The organism is Actinosynnema sp. ALI-1.44, assembly GCF_001984155.1.
GTDB lineage: Bacteria > Actinomycetota > Actinomycetes > Mycobacteriales > Pseudonocardiaceae > Kibdelosporangium.
Map to the genome: position 1 here is coordinate 191,535 of NZ_MTQO01000043.1, position 17,758 is coordinate 209,292.

16 protein-coding genes are annotated in these 17,758 nt (G+C 69.5%); 5 read left to right on the plus strand and 11 right to left on the minus strand.

Annotation, left to right across the window (positions count from 1 at the left end; genetic code table 11):
* Positions 1-53: 53 nt before the first annotated feature.
* From ALI144C_RS18065 to ALI144C_RS18075, 3 genes are read right to left on the minus strand one after another with little or no spacing between them, the layout of a single operon-like run.
* Complete coding sequence (locus tag ALI144C_RS18065) at positions 54-1,250, minus strand: PQQ-dependent sugar dehydrogenase (RefSeq protein ID WP_076988274.1); 1,197 nt, start codon at positions 1,248-1,250, stop codon at positions 54-56.
* A 32-nt stretch (positions 1,251-1,282) separates the two neighbouring features.
* A complete protein-coding gene (locus tag ALI144C_RS18070) occupies positions 1,283-1,639 on the minus strand; it encodes a hypothetical protein (RefSeq protein ID WP_076988275.1) in 357 nt (118 codons plus the stop codon).
* Between the two features lie 9 nt (positions 1,640-1,648).
* Positions 1,649-4,180 (minus strand): ATP-binding protein, encoded by a 2,532-nt coding sequence (locus ALI144C_RS18075; RefSeq protein WP_076988276.1) that lies wholly within the window; start codon positions 4,178-4,180, stop codon positions 1,649-1,651.
* Positions 4,181-4,244: 64 nt separating this feature from the next.
* Between ALI144C_RS18075 and ALI144C_RS18080 the strand changes: the two genes are divergently transcribed.
* Entirely contained in the window at positions 4,245-5,717 is a 1,473-nt protein-coding gene (locus ALI144C_RS18080) for an MFS transporter (protein ID WP_076988402.1), read from the plus strand.
* A 98-nt stretch (positions 5,718-5,815) separates the two neighbouring features.
* On the opposite strand, the gene ALI144C_RS18085 is transcribed toward ALI144C_RS18080, so the two are convergent.
* Positions 5,816-6,118, minus strand: coding sequence for a hypothetical protein (locus ALI144C_RS18085; RefSeq protein WP_076988277.1), 303 nt, complete (start codon positions 6,116-6,118; stop codon positions 5,816-5,818).
* A 135-nt stretch (positions 6,119-6,253) separates the two neighbouring features.
* Here ALI144C_RS18085 and ALI144C_RS18090 point away from each other — a divergent pair, with 135 nt between their 5' ends.
* Both ALI144C_RS18090 and ALI144C_RS18095 read left to right on the plus strand, forming a co-directional pair.
* Positions 6,254-8,422, plus strand: a complete 2,169-nt coding sequence (locus ALI144C_RS18090; RefSeq protein ID WP_076988278.1) for an NACHT and WD repeat domain-containing protein — start codon at positions 6,254-6,256, stop codon at positions 8,420-8,422.
* Between the two features lie 24 nt (positions 8,423-8,446).
* Positions 8,447-8,881 (plus strand): RICIN domain-containing protein, encoded by a 435-nt coding sequence (locus ALI144C_RS18095; protein ID WP_083753138.1) that lies wholly within the window; start codon positions 8,447-8,449, stop codon positions 8,879-8,881.
* Positions 8,882-8,887: 6 nt separating this feature from the next.
* Here the strand turns inward: ALI144C_RS18095 and ALI144C_RS18100 are convergent, their stop codons facing one another.
* Both ALI144C_RS18100 and bla read right to left on the minus strand, forming a co-directional pair.
* Complete coding sequence (locus ALI144C_RS18100) at positions 8,888-9,826, minus strand: AEC family transporter (protein WP_076988280.1); 939 nt, start codon at positions 9,824-9,826, stop codon at positions 8,888-8,890.
* Positions 9,826-10,746 (minus strand): class A beta-lactamase, encoded by a 921-nt coding sequence (bla, locus tag ALI144C_RS18105; protein WP_076988281.1) that lies wholly within the window; start codon positions 10,744-10,746, stop codon positions 9,826-9,828. The genes ALI144C_RS18100 and bla overlap by 1 nt, the downstream gene beginning before the upstream one ends.
* A gap of 70 nt (positions 10,747-10,816) precedes the next feature.
* Between bla and ALI144C_RS18110 the strand changes: the two genes are divergently transcribed.
* Together ALI144C_RS18110 and ALI144C_RS18115 are read left to right on the plus strand one after the other, a co-directional pair.
* Positions 10,817-11,167, plus strand: a complete 351-nt coding sequence (locus tag ALI144C_RS18110; RefSeq protein WP_330359595.1) for a PadR family transcriptional regulator — start codon at positions 10,817-10,819, stop codon at positions 11,165-11,167.
* A complete protein-coding gene (locus tag ALI144C_RS18115) occupies positions 11,167-12,147 on the plus strand; it encodes a hypothetical protein (protein ID WP_076988283.1) in 981 nt (326 codons plus the stop codon). The genes ALI144C_RS18110 and ALI144C_RS18115 overlap by 1 nt, the downstream gene beginning before the upstream one ends.
* Here ALI144C_RS18115 and ALI144C_RS18120 read toward each other — a convergent pair.
* The 5 genes from ALI144C_RS18120 to ALI144C_RS18140 are packed head-to-tail and all read right to left on the minus strand — an operon-like array spanning position 12,134 to position 17,717.
* Complete coding sequence (locus ALI144C_RS18120; RefSeq protein WP_076988284.1) at positions 12,134-12,910, minus strand: aldolase/citrate lyase family protein; 777 nt, start codon at positions 12,908-12,910, stop codon at positions 12,134-12,136. The two genes, ALI144C_RS18115 and ALI144C_RS18120, sit on opposite strands and share 14 nt — an antisense overlap.
* Positions 12,895-13,677 carry a 2-oxo-hept-4-ene-1,7-dioate hydratase gene (gene hpaH, locus ALI144C_RS18125; RefSeq protein ID WP_076988285.1) on the minus strand — a complete coding sequence of 261 codons (783 nt, stop codon included), beginning with the start codon at positions 13,675-13,677 and terminating at the stop codon, positions 12,895-12,897. The genes ALI144C_RS18120 and hpaH overlap by 16 nt, the downstream gene beginning before the upstream one ends.
* 10 nt (positions 13,678-13,687) lie before the next feature.
* Complete coding sequence (gene hpaD, locus ALI144C_RS18130) at positions 13,688-14,764, minus strand: 3,4-dihydroxyphenylacetate 2,3-dioxygenase (protein ID WP_076988286.1); 1,077 nt, start codon at positions 14,762-14,764, stop codon at positions 13,688-13,690.
* 2 nt (positions 14,765-14,766) lie between these two features.
* The gene (gene hpaE, locus ALI144C_RS18135) at positions 14,767-16,251 is read right to left on the minus strand and encodes a 5-carboxymethyl-2-hydroxymuconate semialdehyde dehydrogenase (RefSeq protein ID WP_193441197.1); all 1,485 of its coding nucleotides are present in this window, start codon (positions 16,249-16,251) and stop codon (positions 14,767-14,769) included.
* Positions 16,248-17,717, minus strand: coding sequence for a fumarylacetoacetate hydrolase family protein (locus tag ALI144C_RS18140; RefSeq protein ID WP_076988288.1), 1,470 nt, complete (start codon positions 17,715-17,717; stop codon positions 16,248-16,250). The genes hpaE and ALI144C_RS18140 overlap by 4 nt, the downstream gene beginning before the upstream one ends.
* Positions 17,718-17,758: the final 41 nt, after the last annotated feature.

Sequence of the window (17,758 nt, forward strand, 5' to 3'; positions counted from 1 at the left end):
TGCCGACGACGCGGTCCTGGACCCGGGTTCGTCCGGGTCCAGGGTCACTCGAGTCAGCTCGCGCGTTCGAAGCCGACCCGGAACAGCTGTCCGGCCCGGTCGGTCGCCACGTAGAGCTCACCGGCCCGGTCCACGCCGAACGTGCTGACCTGGGCGGGGAACTGCCCGATCTTGGCGTTGCTGTACGTGCCGTCGCGGTTCTTGCGCACGGCGAACGCGGCTGCCGAGCAGTAGTCGGCCGCCACGTAGGTGCCGAAGGCCAGGCGGGCGTGCTGGTGGCCGCGGTAGACGTGGCCGCCGATCACGGCACACCCGTCCACCCTGGTCTGGTAGTGGAAAACCGGGGCCTGGTACTCGGCTCCCGGTGTGCAGCGTTCGGCGTTGAACACCGCCGGACCCTCCATGCAGGACCAGCCGAAGTTCAGCCCGCCGCGGAACCCCTTGGTGTGGTTGACTTCCTCGTACGCGCCTTGGCCGACGTCGGCGATCCACAGTGAACCGTCGAGCGCGTCGAACGAGAACCGCCACGGGTTGCGCAGGCCGTAGGCCCAGATCTCCGGTCGTGCACCGGGTGTCGAGACGAACGGGTTGGACTTGGGTACGCAGTACGGCAGGTCGCCGCACGCGTGGTTGACGTCGATGCGCAGGATCTTGCCGAGCAACGTGCCCAGGTTCATCGCGTTCGCGTCCGGGTCGCCCGCGCTGCCGCCGTCACCGAGGCTCCAGTACAGGTAGCCGTCGTGGCCGAACGCGAGCTGGCCGCCGTTGTGGTTGCTGAACTTCGCGTGGTCCTGCGTGATGAGGACCTGTTCGCTGGCCGGGTCACCCAGTTTGATCCGGGACAGCGTCAACGCGCCGTCCGGCAGGCGCGAGTACGCCACGTACACCCGGGATGTCCGCGCGAAGTCCCGTGCGGGCACGATGCCGAGCAGGCCGCGTTCGTTGGCGGTGCTGTTCACGCGGTCGCTGATGTCCAGCACCGGGTCGGCGGCCAGGCCGTCCTGGGGGTGGAAGGCACGCACGGTGCCGCGTTTCTCGGCGATCAGCATCCGGCCGTCGCGATCGTTCGTGCTGGTCATGGCGACCGGCCGGACCAGGCCGGTGGCGACTTCGGACGTGGTGACCCGGAGTTGGTCCACCGGGACGCCGTGCCGGTTCGCGTCGGGTTCGTCGGCGCTGGCAGGTGAGACCATGGCGGGCAGCAGGGCGGCCACGGCGAACGCGAGGCCTGTCCGTCTAAGTCTTGGCATGCACTGTGATACGCCTGCCGGTGCCGATTGGTTCAGCCTTCTGGGCCCTGCGACCACGCGGCGACGGGAAGGGAGAGGTAGACGCCGAACTCCTCGAGCCCGGTGGCCTCGGCGATGCTCGCGTGCAGCCGGTCCACGCGGTCCTGGCGGTCGGCTGCCCGGCTTTCGAAGAACTTCGAGCGCACCTCGACGACGACGTCCAGGCCGCTGCGGTCGAACCGGCCGAGTTCGCGGAAGCGCAGTTCGACGTCACCCGGTTGGAGATCCCCGTCGTAGGGCTCTTCCGGGCACTCGACCGCGAGCGAAACGAGATGGGGGAGTACCGAGCCGAGTTCGCGGAGGGTGGCCTCGGGGACGTGTGACGCGTAGGTGATCTCGACAAGGGGCACAAGCTCAGCCTAATGGCTCAGCCGGGTAAGGCCCGTCCGGGCGAGTGATTCGCCGCGCGCGTACGAGTGCTCGACCGAGACGCGCAACGCGCGGTCGTAGAACTCGCGGGCCGCGGGCCGGTCCGGTGCCGCGTCGCCAAGGCAGCACAGGGTTTCCACCACTTCCGTCCAGAGTCCGAGGTCCTCGGCGATCCGCAGTGCGGCCTCGTGGTCGCCGGTGTGCGGCTGGGAGCGGGTCGCGCGCAGGCGGCCCCAGTGGTCGCCGAGTTCCTCGAACAACTCCAGCGCACGCCCGGGATCGCCGGTGTCGATCAGGGCGACGGCCTCACACCAGCGGTCACCGGACGCACGGGCGTCCGCCAGGCTGCCGGCCGTCATCAGCCGCCCTTCCTGTCCGCCCAGTGCCGAGCCGACGAACCACCGCAGTCGCGGGTTCTCGATCGGCGGCTGCGGTTCGGCGGGCATTCCGGAGCGCAGGGCGAACCCGGCCAGCCACGCCTGCGCGCTCGTCCGGTCGACGATGGCCCCGCCGGGCATGGACAGCGCGTTCGACAGCGACTTGCGGGCTTCGGGGAAGCGTCCACGCAGGAACCAGTACCACGCCAACGCGTTGACCAGCCGCAGGGCTTGATCGGCGGTCGCGTGGTCCAATGCGCTCCTCAGATTCACCGTTTCCGTGTCCAGCAAACGCAAGTAGTGCGGCTGCCGCGTGCCACGCAGGTGCTTGTCCGCGTCCGATGCCACGTCCAGGTAACAGCGAACAACCACGTCGCGCGTGGCGTCCAGGGCACCGGCCTCCCGCAACCGGTCGAGGCAGTAGGCCGTGACGGACTCCAGCAGCCGGAAACGCTGCCCGTCGCGCACCACCAGCGACCGGTCCACAAGCCTGGACACCACACCGAGAACCTGGTCCGCCGCCACGCCGAGCCCTACGCACACGGTTGTCGCGCTTGACAGCGTGCACCCGTCGGGGTGTACCGCCAGGCCGCTCAGCACGGTCCGTTCGTCCTCGCTGAGCAGCTCCCAGCTCCAGTCGATCATCGACCGCAGCGTCTGCTGCCGTGCGGGTCTGCCCCGGCCGCGGCCCAGCGGCAGGGTGAACCGGTCGTCCAGCCGCGCGACCAGCTCGTCCAGGCCGAGGACCCGCAGGCGCGGGGCGACGAGTTCGAGCGCGAGCGGGATGCCGTCGAGGCGACGGCAGATCGTGGCGACCGCGTCCGCGTTGTCCTCGTCGAGCACGAAACCCGGCACCGCCGCGGCCGCGCGTTGGACGAACAGTTCCACAGCGGCGAAGTCCGGCAACGGCGGTACTGGACGCACGGTCTCGCCTGGGATGTCCAGCGCTTCGTGACTCGTCACCAGCACCCGCACGCCAGGCGCCGCGGCCAGCAACGCGCTCACGACACCGGCGACCGGTTCCACGACGTGCTCACAGTTGTCCAGCACCAGCAGCGGTCGCTTGCCAACCATCGCCGTACACAGGAAGCCGACGTTGTCGACCGGTTCCGGTGTGTGCGCGGCCGAGTCGCACAGGCCGAGCGTGGCGATGATCCGTTCCGCGATGTCCTCGTCTCCTGCCCGCCGGCTCACGCCCGCGAACTCCATCAGCCACACCCCGTCCGGGTACTGCGGGACGAGGTCCTGTGCGGCGGCCACCGCGAGCCGGGTCTTGCCGACGCCGCCGGGCCCGACCAGCGTCACGGCCCGCGCACCGGCGATCAGCGAACGCACGTCGTCGATCGCGTCCTGCCTGCCGACCAGGGTGGTCACCGCCGCGGGCAGGTTCGTCCGGAAGTCCTGCCGCACCGGCGCCAACCGGGGTTCCTGGCGGAGGATCGCGTCGTACAGCGCGGTGATCTCCGGGCCCGGTGCCACGCCGAGTTCCCGGTCCAAGCGGCAGCGGAGGTCCTGGAAGCACGTCAGCGCCTCGCTTTGCCTGCCCGACTGGTACAGCGCACGCATCTGCGTCGTGCGCAACCGTTCCCGCAGCGGGTGCCGCTCTACGAGATCCGCCAGTCCCGCTGCCACGGCGGCGTGCTCGCCCAGGTGGAGCCTGGCCTCGGCCTGGTCCTCCAGGACACTCAGCCGCAGCTCCTCCAGCCGGGCGATCTCACCACGCGCGAACACCGCGTCCGACACGTCCAGGTACGGCGCCGCACGCCACAGCGCGAGAGCGTCCGTCAGCAATGTGGCCTTGCCCTGCGCGTCCTCGGCCGCCCGTGCCCGCCGGACGAGCTGCTCGAACCGGTGCGCGTCCAGGTCGTCCGCCGTCAGCCGCAGCCGGTACCCGGCGGCCTGGTGCACGACCTCGTCACGCCCGAGCACACGCCGCAGCTGCGAGACCTTCGCCTGCAGCGCGTTCAACGGCCTGCGCGGGGCAGCATCGCCCCAGAGATCCGCCACGAGCCGGTCGGCGGAGACCGGGCCGCCGCCGTGCAGCAGCAGATGCGCCAGCAGCGCGCGGACTTTCGCTTCGGGGACCGGCACGGCGCTGCCGTCCGCCGCCCAGACCACGAGCGGCCCGAGCACCCCGTAACGCATGGGATCAGCGTACCGTCAGCCGCCCGTCAGCACGCCCGAACCGGCCTGGACCAGCGTGTCCGCCATGAGCACAAAGGAACGGGCCGGGCTGGCTGTGCTGGCGTTGCCCACGGCGTTGCTCGGCCTGGACGTCACGGTGCTGTACCTGACGATGCCGAGCCTCGCGGCGGATCTGGCCCCGACCGGTACCGAGGTCCTGTGGATCATGGACGCGTACGGCTTCCTGATCGCCGGGTTCCTGATCACCATGGGCACGCTCGGCGACCGGATCGGCAGGCGGCGGCTGCTGATGATCGGCTCGGCCTGCTTCGGCGTGGTCTCGGTGGTCGCCGCGTTCGCCCCCAGCGCCGGGGTGCTGATCGGCGCGCGGGCGGCGCTCGGCATCGCCGCCGCCACGCTGATGCCGTCCACGTTGGCGCTGATCAGCACGATGATCCCGGACCCGGCGCGGCGCGCGGTGGCGATCGGCGGCTGGGTGACGGCGTTCGCGCTGGGGATGGCGGCCGGTCCGGTCGTCGGCGGCCTGCTGGTCGAGCACTTCTGGTGGGGCGCGGCGTTCCTCGTCGCCGTCCCGATCGTCGTGGTGGTGCTGCTGGTCGGGCCGAAGGTCCTGCCGGAACACCACGCACCGCGCAGCGGCCGGATCGACATGGTCAGCGTGGTGCTGTCCCTGCTCGCGCTGCTGCCCGTGGTCTACGCGGTCAAGCACGTGGCCGAGAGCGGGTTCGGGCTGTCGACCGTGGTGCCGCTCGTGGCCGGGGTGGTCTTCGGGACGTTGTTCGTACGGCGGCAGCGCCGTCAGGACGACCCGTTGCTGGATGTTGACCTGTTCGCCGGTCGTACGTTCAGCGCGGCACTGGGCGTCATGGTCGTCGGCCTGACGGGCGTGGGCGGCGTGATGCTGCTGGTCACCCAGTACCTGCAGCAGATCGCGGCGCTGCCCCCGCTGCGCGCCGGTGCGCTGATGGGCCCGCCCGCGCTGGCGATGTTCGTCGCCGCGATCGCCACTCCGCTGGTCGCCAGGCGGATCCGGCCCGCCTACGTCGCCGCCGCCGTCCTCGCGTTGTCCACTGTGGGCTACTTGTTGCTCGCGACGGTCGACGGAACGGACGACGTCGTACCCGTGGTCGCCGGATTCGCGTCGGTGTACCTGAGCCTGGGGACGATCGCCGCGCTCGGCACGGACCTGGTGGTCGGTGCCGCGCCGCCGGAACGCGCCGGTGCGGCGTCGGCGTTGTCGGAGACCGTGCAGGAACTGGGGCTCGCGCTCGGCGTCGCGATCCTGGGCAGCGTCGCCGCGGCGACCTATCGCGCCGCAGTCCCCGCCGACGCGGCCGGACCAGTGCGCGACAGCCTGGCCGGTGCGATCTCGAACGCCGGGAGCCTGCCGGAAACCGCGCTGCGGCAAGCCAAAGAAGCCGCGATCAGCGGGCTCAACGTCGCCGCGCTGGTCGCTGGCATCGGTGTGCTGGTGCTTGCCGTGCTCGCCGCGGTCGCCCTGCGGCACGTCGGCACGTACAAGTCGCGGGCGAGCTGACCGAGACCGCTCACAATGGCATTGACCACAGATGCGCGAGTTTCACCCGGAGGGGTGATGCCCCGACCCGCATGGGATCGGGGCATCACGCTGACCTGTCAGTACTTGCGGACCTCGGCCTTGGCGTCGCGGACCATCATCTTGCACTCGTAGCGGATGGTCTTGCGCTTGCCGGGGTCGATCCTGGTCCAGTCGCTGTGCTTCCAGCCGGACCAGCACTTGACCTTCAGCCGGGCCTGGCTCTTCTCGGTGCCGCCGGTGCAGTCGGCCCATGCGGCGGTGTTGGCGTAGTGCGACTTGCAGGTGGCGAGTGTGCCCGCAGTGGCGGGAGCGGCGGACAAGCCAAGCAACATCGCGCCGGACACGAGCGCGGCGGCGCCTATGCGGTGGATCACGGACACGGTAGCGGTCCTTCCTGGATGGTGGGTGCCGGGGCGTCCCGGCTGTGCTCCAAGCGTGTGACCAGACGGGCACTTTCGGTGGATTCCCGTATACGGGACAGGCCGTGAGCAGCGGAATCTCGTTACCGTGAGCCGGTGCCCAGACCCGCACGAACGTGCCAGCCCGACCCGTGGGCCGCCAAGGACCAGGCCGAGTTCCGGGAAAGCCTGCGCGGCCTCATGCGTTGGGCGGGGCACGGATCGTTGCACCAGTTGGAGGCGGCGGCGGTCCGGCGTGGCACGAGCATGCCGGTGTCCACAGCGAACAGAGCGCTGAACAACGACCGGCTGCCCACAGGGGACTTCGTCGAACGCATGGTCACGGCGTGCGGCGTCGAGGTGGCGCCATGGCTGGCGGCACGGGACGCGTTGGCCGACCGTCGGTACCTGCTCGACACACCCCGCAGCACGCCGAACGCTGATCGCACTGACGAGTGCCCCTATCCCGGGTTGGCGGCGTTCACGGCCGGTCAGGCGCGCTGGTTCTTCGGGCGGGAGGAGACGATCGCCGAGCTTCTGGACCTCCTGGCGGGAGCGACCGGGCCGGTGCTGGTGTCGGGGCCGTCCGGCACGGGCAAGTCCTCGTTGCTGAGGGCCGGGCTCCTGCCCGGGTTGGCGGACGGCAGGCTGCCCGGCTCGGCGGACTGGACGTGCGCGGTGATCACCCCGACCGCCCATCCAGAGGCCGAACTGGCCCGATGCCTCGACGGGCGACCGGACTTGATCGTGGTCGACCAGTTCGAGGAGGTTTTCACGCTCTGCCGTGACGAGACGCGGCGCCGGGCGTTCATCGAGACGTTGTGCGCCCAGGACCGCGTCGTGCTGGGCATGCGAGCTGACTTCCACGGGCATTGCGCGTCCTACCCGCAGCTGGTCGGCGCACTGCGGCAGGGACAGCTGCTGCTCGGCCCGATGACCGAGGGACAACTGCGCGCCGCGATGGGCAAACCGGCCGCCGCGGTCGGGCTCGACCTGCAGACCGGGCTCGCCGACGTGATCATCGGCGAGCTCGGCGGCCGCGACCAGCCGGGTGCGTTGCCGCTGTTGGCGCACACACTGATGGCCACGTGGCGGCACCGGACCGGCCGGATGCTGACGATCGCCGGGTATCGGCTGACCGGAGGCGTCTCCGGCGCCATCGCCAAAACCGCCGAACGCGCCTACCAGCGGCTCAGCGCCGACCAGCAGGAGGCCGCGCGGGTGCTGTTGCTGCGGATGATCCAGTTCGGCGACGGCACCGCCGACACCCGCAGGCACCTCGACCGCGCCAAGCTCGTCGGGGAATCGGCGGATCCGGTGCTGGCCGCGTTGGTCGACGCCCGGCTGGTGACCGTGAACGAGTCCACTGTGGTGCTCGCACACGAGGCGATCCTGAGCGCGTGGCCGCGGTTGGCGTCCTGGATCGAGGCGGACCGTGCCCGGTTGCTGGCCGGACAGCGGCTGGTCGCGGCGGCCGAGGGATGGGAACGCGACGGGCGCCACGAATCCGACCTCTACCGAGGGCACCGCCTTGCGGCTGTGCTGGAACGACCAGGTGAAACGCCTGAGGCGGCGGCCGAGTTCGTACGGGCGAGCGTGCGGCGCGAACACACCGAGCGTCGTGCCGCGGCACGACGGACCAAGCGGCTACGCCAACTGGTCGCGGTACTGAGCTGCCTGGTCCTGCTGGCCGCGGTGATGACAGTGGTCGCCGTCGTGTCCCGGCAGGACATCGTGCGGCAGCGGGACATCGGTCTGTCCCGCCAGATCGCCGGCACCGCGATCGCGTTGCGGATGTCGGATCCCGACCTGGCTGGGCAACTGGCCGTGGCGGCCTACGACCTGGCGAGCACCGCGGAGGCCAGGGGCGCGATCATGACGACGCTGGTCAACCTCGATCCGACCCGCAGCACAGACGCCAGCAGCGCAGGTCCTGTGCAGATGGTCGCGTTCAGCGCAGACGGGACCTCCATGGCGGCGGCCAGCCGGGACGCCACGGCCCGCGTGTGGGCGCTCGGCGATCCGCCGAGCCTCGTCAGCACTCCAGTGGACCTGGCCGTGCACCAGGGTGAGGTTCGAGCGGCGCTCTTCGCGCCGGCAGGCCCGCCTTTGCTGGTGACGTCGGCGGGGGACGGCAAGGTACGGCTGTGGCCCACATCGGCCATCAGACAGGGCGCGGACGCGCCGCTGGCGATCCCCGGGCCGATCCGCGACCTCGGTCCGCTGGCGTTCAGCGGGGACGGTTCGCTGCTCGTGGCAGGTGCTCATCCGGGCAGGAACGTCTAGGTATGGAGCACGGCGAGTACGGAGATCGTCGCGTCGCACAGCGGGAAATGCCTGGCAAGTCGGGCAACGCGGCCCGCTGCGGGGGCGCCCGTGTCGCAGTTCCGGTGCAAGGGGCTGAACACGAGCCGTTGGACGTTCGATCGGGATGGGGCGTCGCACCGTGTCCGCAACACCGCGACGAATCTTTGCCTCGACGCACGTTCCGACGAACGCCGGAGTGGCGGAGCGTACCTCGTGGTCCAACGGGAGTGCGGCGCTGCCGAGACGCAGCTGTGGCGGGCGGTCGAAATCGCCCCGAACGGCACCGGACAAGTCGACGTCCAGCTTGTGCACCGGTCCACAGAGCAGTGTCTCGACATCAATCAGATGAGCGCGCTCGACGGGGCGTTGGCCATCCGCTGGTCCTGCGGGACAACTCCGAACCAGGTCTTCCGGGTCACCACAGCCTCGATCCGCTAGAACGCGTCAGGCGAACTGGAACCACAACGGCAGCAGCAGGATCGTGACGGCGGACGACTTGACCACCACTGACGCGGACAGCTCCACGTCGATGTCGTACCGCTGGGCGAAGATGAACAGGTTCTGCGGTGCGGGCATGGCGGCGATCAACGTGAGGTACGCCAGCCACGGCTGGCCGACACCGAAGACGAACCGGCACAGCGCGTACGTCATCAACGGGAAAGCCAAGCACTTGAACGCGATCAGCGCGAGCTCGGTCCGTGTCGTGCCGCGGATGCTCACGCCCGTGCCGCCGAGGTACAGGCCGAGGGCGAACAACGCGACCGGGGCGGCGGCGTCACCCACGAACGACAACCCGTCCAACACCACCGACGGCACCTTGACCGACACCAGGTTCGCCACGATCGCGAGGTTGCACGCCAGCACCAGCGGAGTGTTGAGCGACGCCCAGACCGCCCGCAGCAACCGGCGGGCGGTTCCACTGTCCCCACCGGGGCTGCCGAACTCCATGATCGCGATGACGACCGTCGACAGCAGACACACCTGCAGCAGCAGGATCGGGAAGATCGGCGCCGCGTCACCGAACAGCATCACGAACACGGGCACGGCGTAGTAGGCGGTGTTCACCTGCACCGCGGCCATGATCCGCAACGCGATCGCACGGGCGCCGCCGCTGGTGAGCAGCCTCGTCGCCACGCCCACCAGGACGCACGCGACGGTCATGCTGACCGCGTACGCGCCGATGGCGTGCCAGTCGAACAGGGCGCGCAGGTCGCTGCTGTAGATCTTGCCGAACAGGTAGCAGGGGATCGCGAACAGGAACGTGAAGTCCGTGAAGGCGCGGGATTCCTGAGCCTGGATGATCTTGCGACGGGCGAACACCGCGCCCGCGCCGAACGCCAGCACCACGGGCACCAGCCTGCCCAGTGCTTCGAGGACGCCCATCAACGTGTGAGCGTGGTCGCCGCGTAGGACGCCGCCTCGGCGAGCATGGGCTGGTGGTCGTACTTGGCGTCCTTCGCCGCCTTGCTCGACATGATCGCGATCAGCAGCGGTGCCTTTCCCGGCGGCCACACCAGCGCGATGTCGTTGAGGGTGCCGTAGTCACCCGTCCCGGTTTTGTCGGCCACACGCCAATCCTTCGGCAGACCAGCCCGGACGCGCTGCGCTCCGGCCTGGGTCGCCGGGCGTTCCATCAGGTCACGCAGGAACGCGCGCTTGTCCTCCGTGAGGGCGTCGCCGAGCACGATCTTCTGGTAGGAGGTGCCCAACGAGCGCGGCGTGGACGTGTCACGGGGGTCGCCCGGCGTGGCCTCCACGATCGCCGGTTCGGTCCGGTCCATGCGCGTGACGGTGTCGCCAAGCCCACGCAGGTATTCCGTCAGCTGCTGCGGGCCGCCGAGGTCGCGGAGCAGGAGGTTGCCCGCTGTGCCGTCGCTGTGGCGGACCGCCGCGTCGCACAGGTCGCGGATCGTCATCCCGGTCGCCACGTGCTGGCTCGTGACGACACCGCTCTTGAGCAAGTCCTGCTTGGCGTACCGGACAAGCGTGTCCAAATGCGACATCGGATTGCGGTGCAGGACCGCGGCCGCGGCGAGGCCCTTGAACGTGGAACAGAACGCGAACCGTTCGTCGGCCCGGTGTGCGAGGGAGGCGCCCGTGCTCGTGTTGAGCGCGAAGACGCCCAGGCGGGCGTCGTATTTCCGCTCAAGGGCGACCAGGTGTTCATCCGGTACGGGCGGCGTGGTCGACGGCAGAGGCGAGGGTGGTGGTGCTGGAGTTCCTGGTGATGTGCACGCGGCCAGGGGAATCAGTGCCGCCACCGCGAGCAGGGTGCGACGGGTGAAGGGACGCGATGCGGCCATTGCGTCAACCTATCCGATCATCCCATATACGTGATCGCGCTATATATCGCTTTGCGATATACTTCGAGGCGTGAGTAGTCGATCGATGTCCGAGCAGGCATTCCTGGTCCTGACGGCGTTGGCGGAGCGGCCGCTGCACGGGTATGCCATCGTGCAGGCTGTCGAGGCGATGTCCGAAGGGCGTGTGCGGTTGCGGGTCGGCACGCTGTACGGCGTACTGGACAGGCTGGTGGCCGACGGTTTCGCCGAACGTGATCGCGAGGAGGTGCACCAGGGCAGGTTGCGCAGGTACTACCGGCTCACCGACTCGGGTATCCAGGCGTTGGCCGCCGAGGTGAACAGGTTGACCGCCAACGTCCGTGCGGCCAGTTCCGTGCTCAGGGCAACGGGATTCGCGCCACCGCAGCTGGGAGGGCTGTGATGACCAGCAGGCTGGAACGACGCTACCGGGCGCTGCTCAAGGTCCTGCCCCGGTGGTACCGCGAGAAGCGCGCGGACGAGATGGTCGACACGTTCATCAGCGGCCGTCAGGACGACATCGACCAGGAGTACGGCTGGCCGGGATGGTCGGAGGCCGGGTCCGTCGCCGCGCTCGCGGTCCGGACCAGACTGTCCGGTTCGGATGGTCCACCGCGCGCGGTCGCGTTGGGCGAAACCATCCGGCTGGTCGCCATGCTCGGCCTGCTCATGCACGCCGTGATGTCGGTCGGTGACATCGCCCGTGCGATCAGCGCGCGGACGGTTCCGGCCTTCGGAATGCAGCCCGCGTCCCACTTCTGGACCCTCGCCACCGCGGTCGCGGCTGTCTGTGCGTTCGCGTTGATCTTCACGCGCTGGCGCGGGAGCGCGAAGGCATTGGCTGTCGTCGCGGTCGTGCCCACGCTGATCAGGCTCATTGAGACGCTCGGCTCGGGTGTGGCCGCCTCGCTGTGGCAGCTGACCGCTTCGGCACCACTGTGGATCGCCACTGTCTGCCTGTTCGCGGGGTTCCACCGGGAGGCACCGGCGCCTTCGCCCAGAGTGTGGATGTGGGCAGCGGGGATCGGTGCGGCGACGGTGGTCGCGTGGAACCTGTACGCCAGGTTCGTGGTCGCTGACGTGGCCGGGCTGTGGTGGAATCCGTGGTCGATGGAGAGCTGGGCCTTCGCGCTCGTCGGCGCGGTGGTGCTGGTGCGCACAGCACCACCGTGCGTCAAACTCGCCTTGGCGATCCATGTCGCCCTGATTCTGCCGGAGGCGGCCGTTACGGGGTTCCAGTTGGCTGACTTGACCTCGACGGGGACGCTGGCATCGCTGACGATCAGCGGAGTCACGTGCCTGTTGCTGGTCGGGATCGCGCTGGCCGTATCCGGGGTACGCGGCCACCTGGCCCTGTCACCCAGCCCGGTCAGCCGGGGATGAATCGTTTCGCGAGACCGTCCGATCCGGCGGCGAGCAACGTGACGTCCGCGCCGACGAGGATGAACGACGCGCCCGCGTCCAGATAACGCTGGGCCTGTACGGGGTCGAAGGCGTTGACACCGACAGGTTTGCCCGTGCTCCGCACGGCTTCGAACGTGCGGAGCACGGCGTCGGTCACCTCGGGATGGGTCTGCTGACCGAGCAGGCCCATGGAGGCGGCGAGGTCGGACGGGCCGACGAACACCCCGTCCACGCCTTCCACGGCCGCGATCTCCGCCGCCGCTTCGACGCCTGCCACCGACTCGATCTGCACGAACAGCGAGACGAACTCGTCCGCCTTGTCCAGGTAACCCGGTACGCGATTCCATCGCGCGGACCGGGACAACGCGCTTCCGACACCGCGCACCCCACGCGGTGGGTACCGCACGGCCCGTACGATCTCCTCGGCCTGTTCGGCCGAATCCACCATGGGCACCAACAGGTTCTGCGCGCCCACGTCCAGCAACCGTTTCAGCACGACGGGATCGCCGACCGAAGCGCGAACCATGGGCGTGACGGGATAGGCCGCCACCGTCTGCAACAACGTCAGCAGGGTTTCCAGGCTCAGCGGTGAATGCTCGGTGTCGAGCAACAACCAGTCCAGGCCCGACCCGGCGCAGATCTCCGCCGCGACCGTACTGCCCGAACACACCCACATCCCCACCTGCGGCCGTGACGCCTCTGCCAGCCGGTCACGGAACGTCGGCGCTAGACGAACCGGCATGTGACGGCCCCCAGATCGCGGTAGTCGGCCATGACCGTGTCACCGGGGCGTACCCACATCGGCCTGGTGAACGAGCCCGCCAGGACGATCTCGCCCGGCTCCAGCCGGTCGCCGTGCTGGGCCAGTTTGTTCGCCAGCCACGCGACACCGTTGGCGGGGTGGTTCAGCACCGCCGCGGCGACACCGGACTCCTCGATGGTCTCGTTGCGGTACAACAAGGCCGACACCCAGCGCAGGTCCACTGCGTCCACAGCGACCGGGTTGCCGCCGTACACCATGCCACCCATCGCCGCGTTGTCGCTGATCGTGTCGACGATCGTGCGTCCGGCCATCTCGATCCGGGACGACAGGATCTCCAGCGCGGGCACGACGTACTCGGTGGCCCGCAGCACGTCGAACACCGTCACATCCGGGCCCGCCAACGCGTCCTTGAGCACGAACGCCAGCTCGACCTCGATGCGTACGTTGGAGAACCGGCTGTGCTCGATGACCGAGCCGTTCTCGTACACCATGTCGGCGAAGATCGCACCGTAGTCCGGCTCGGTGATCCCCGTCGCGGCCTGCATGACCTTGGACGTCAGCCCGATCTTGCGGCCGACCGGGCGGCGCCCGGCGGCGATGCCACGCCTGCGCCACTCGTTCTGCACCGCGTACGAGTCCTCGATGGTCATGTCCGGGTACCGGCCGGTCAGCAGCGGCACGGTCGTGCGTGACGCCTCGGCCGCGGCCAACTCGTCCGCGATGGCGCTGATAGTCGTGTGATCCACCGTGATCGCCTTACAGCTGGTTGCCGAGTTTGAACTCGCCTTGTTTCCACTCCGGCATCGAGTCCTCGTCGCCCTTGCGGGTGTACGAGAAACCGTCGGCGCCGATGGTCACTTCCATTTCGCTGGAATCGGTGCGCGCGACAACCGGCTGCGGGTTGCCGTCCAGGTCGAGCACGACCGACGCGTCGGTGTACCACGACGGCACGACAGGCGTTCCCCACCAGTCGCGGCGCTGGTTGTCGTGCACGTCCCAGGTCACGACCGGGTTGTCGGGGTCGCCGGTGTAGTAATCCTGCGTGTAGATCTCGATGCGGTGCCCGTCGGGATCACGAAGGTACAGGTAGAACGCGTTGGACACGCCGTGCCGTCCGGGGCCGCGCTCGATGCAGTCGGACATGCGCAACGCGCCGAGCTTGTCGCAAATGGACAGGATGTTGTGCTTCTCGTGCGTGGCGAAGGCGACGTGGTGCATACGGGGGCCGTCGCCGCCGGTCATCGCGGTGTCGTGCACAGTGGACTTTCGGCGCAGCCAGGCCGCGTAGGTCGTGCCCTCGTCGTCCCTGATGTCCTCTGTGACGCGGAAGGCCAACGACTCCAGGTACTTCACCGCGCGCGGCACGTCCGGCGTGACCTGGTTGAAGTGGTCGAGCCGGACGATCGCGCCCGGCGTGTGCAGGTCGTAGCGCCACGCCAGCCGTTCGACGTGCTCGACGTCGTGGAAGAACTCGTACGGGAACCCGAGCGGGTCCTCCACGCGCACCGAGTCGCCGACTCCCTTGGTGAAGCCCTCCTTGCGGCGCTCCACGCGGCAGCCGAGCGCGGTGAAGAACTCCGCCGCCTTGTCCAGGTCCTCCGGGGCACGCACCCGGTAGGAGAACGCGGCGACCGCGGCGACCGGCCCGAGGCGCAGGACGAGGTTGTGGTGGATGAACTCCTCAAGGCCGCGCAGGTGGACCGTGGTCTCGTCCTCCTCGGTCACGACCAGGCCCAGCACGTCCACGTAGAAGTGGCGTGAGCGCGCGAGGTCGGTGACCACGAGCTCCATGTAGGCGCAACGCAGGATGTCCGGCGGCGGTGGTGTGCTCATGGTCAGGCTCCTTTGCCGAACGTGGGGTTGCGCGGCGCGCCGAGGGTGATGTGCACGGCCTGCTGGTCGGTGTAGAAGTCGATCGACCGGTAGCCGCCCTCGTGGCCGAGCCCGGACGCCTTCACGCCGCCGAACGGCGTGCGCAGGTCCCGGACGTTGTTGGAGTTGAGCCAGACCATGCCTGCCTCGATCGACTGCGCGAACGTGTGCGCACGCTTGAGGTCGTTGGTCCAGACGTAGGCCGCCAGGCCGTACTTGGTGTTGTTGGCCAGCGCCAACGCCTCTTCCTCGGTGTCGAACGGGGTGATCGCGACCACCGGGCCGAAGATCTCCTCCTGGAAGATCCGGGCGTCCGGCCTGACGTCGGCGAACACCGTCGGCGCGACGTAGTTGCCGTCCGGCAGGTTGTCCGGCCGCCCGCCACCTGCCACCAGGCGGGCCTCGGTCTTGCCGATCTCGATGTAGCTCATCACCTTGGCGTGGTGCTCGGGGTGCACCAGCGCGCCGACCTCGGTCGCGGGGTCCTGCGGGTCGCCGACGACGACTCGTTTCGCCTGCGCGGCGTAGCGTTCGACGAACTCGTCGTACACCGGGCGCTGAACGAGGATGCGGCTGCCCGCCGTGCACCGTTCGCCGTTGAGGGAGAACACGCCGAAGATGGTCGCGTCGATCGCCGCGTCCAGGTCCGCGTCGGCGAAGACGACCGCGGGGGACTTGCCACCGAGTTCCATCGACAGGCCTTTGAGGTGCGGCGCCGCGTTCGCGAAGATGATCTCACCGGTCCGGCTCTCGCCGGTGAACGAGATCAGCGGCACGTCCGGGTGTTTCACCAGCGCGTCGCCTGCCTCCTCGCCGAGGCCGTTGACCAGGTTGAACACGCCGTGCGGCAGCCCGGCCTCCTCGAAGATGCCCGCCCACAGCGACGCCGACAGCGGGGTGAACTCGGCGGGCTTGAGCACCACCGTGTTGCCCGTGGCCAGCGCGGGGCCGAGCTTCCAGGACTCCAGCATGAAGGGCGTGTTCCACGGCGTGATCAGCCCGGCGACGCCGATCGGCTTGCGGTTGACGTAGTTGACCTGGTGGCCGGGCACCTTGTACGCGTCGTCCGCCTGCGCCACAACGAGATCCGCGAAGAACCGGAAGTTCTCCGCTGCGCGCTTGGCCTGGCCGAGCGCCTGCGAGATCGGCAGACCGGAGTCGAAGCTCTCCAACTCCGCCAGCTTGGCGTTGCGCGACTCGACGATGTCGGCGATCCGGTGCAGCACACGGGAACGCTCGCGAGGCAGCAGCGTCGGCCACGGCCCGTCGGTGAACGCGCGTCGTGCCGCGGCCACCGCCCGGTCGATGTCCGCCTGTTTGCCCGCGGCGGCTTGGACATAGGTCTCGTTGGTGACCGGGTTCAGCACGTCGAACGTGTCACCGTCGACCGAGTCGACGAACTTCCCGTCGATGTAGTGCTGGATCCGGGCGGGGATCTCGACCGTCATCGGGTCTCCTCGTACTTCGCACGCCATTCCGCGTTCGGTGGGAACAGTCCTTGGATCGCGTTGCCCCGCGCGACCTGCTCGGCCACCCACTGGTCCTCTTTCTCCTGCGCCAGCGCGGCGTCGGCGACCTCGGCCGCGAGGTGCGGGGGAATCACGATGACGCCGTCGGAGTCACCGACGATGACGTCACCGGGCAGCACGGTCGTCCCGCCGCACGCGACAGCGACATCGACGTCCCACGGCACGTGCCTGCGGCCGAGCACAGCGGGGTGCGCGCCCAGCGAGAACACCGGCAGTCCGGTCGCGGCGACCGCGTCGTAGTCGCGCACGCCGCCGTCCGTGACCACGCCCGCGGCGCCACGGGACACGGCCCGTGTCGCCAGGATGTCTCCGAGGGTGGCAGATCCGGTCTCGCCGCGGGCCTCGATGACGATGACCTCACCGGCGCCGACGGTGTCGAACGTCCGCTTCTGGGCGTTGTAGCCGCCGCCGTGGCTCTTGGCCAGGTCCTCGCGGTTCGGCATGAACCGGAGAGTCTTCGCGGTGCCGACGATCTTGGCGCCGGGGAGGTTGGGCCGCACACCTTCGACCACGACGTTGTCCAGGCCGCGCTTGCGCAGTTGGGCGGACAAGGTCGCGACCGGCGCCTGGTGGAGCTGCTCGCGCAGTTCGTCGGTGAGGGTGAACGGTTCGGGCAGACCCGCGGCCGCCCGCGATCCCCAGGCTTCGGCGCGCTGGGTGTCGTCGACCCGCGGCTGGGCGCCGAAGTCCGAGAACGGTGTGGTGCCCTGGGTGACGGTGGTGACGAGCCGTCCGCTGCTCGCACCCGGCACACCGACTTCGACTTCCACCACGTCGCCGGGGACGATCACGGTCGAACCCGCGGGTGTACCGGTCAGGACGATGTCGCCGGTCTCCAGGGTGAGGTGCTGGGACAGGTCGGCGATCAGCCGGGGCAGCGGGAAGATCATCCCGGCGGTGCAGTCGTCCTGCCTGAGCTCGCCGTTGACCCAGGTCCGCACGCGGATCGCGGCGGGGTCGACGCCGCGCGCGTCGATCAGTTCCGGGCCGATCGGGGTGTAGCCGTCGCCGCCTTTGGACCGGACGTTCGACCCGCGGTCCACCGCACGCAGATCGTATATGCCCAGGTCGTTGGCGGCGGTGATCGCGGCGACGTGGTCCCAGGCCCGCTCCGGCGTCACCCAGCGCGCCGGGGTGCCGATCACCACCGCGACCTCACCCTCGAAGGCGAGCAGCTCGGTGCCGTGCGGCCGTTCGACCACACCGCCCGATCCGGCGAGTGAGCTCGCCGGTTTGAAGAAATAGGACGGCTGATCAGGGGTTCGGCCGCGCTGCGTTGCCCGGGACGCATAGCTGATGTGCACCGCGATGATCTTGCCGGGACGGCTGGGCAGGCCGCTGGGCCGGTCATGGGGCGGGGGTGCCGTCGAGTGCTGGCCGTCCATGACTCTTGCTCCCGCCTTGACGCTGATGGTGAGCCCAGATC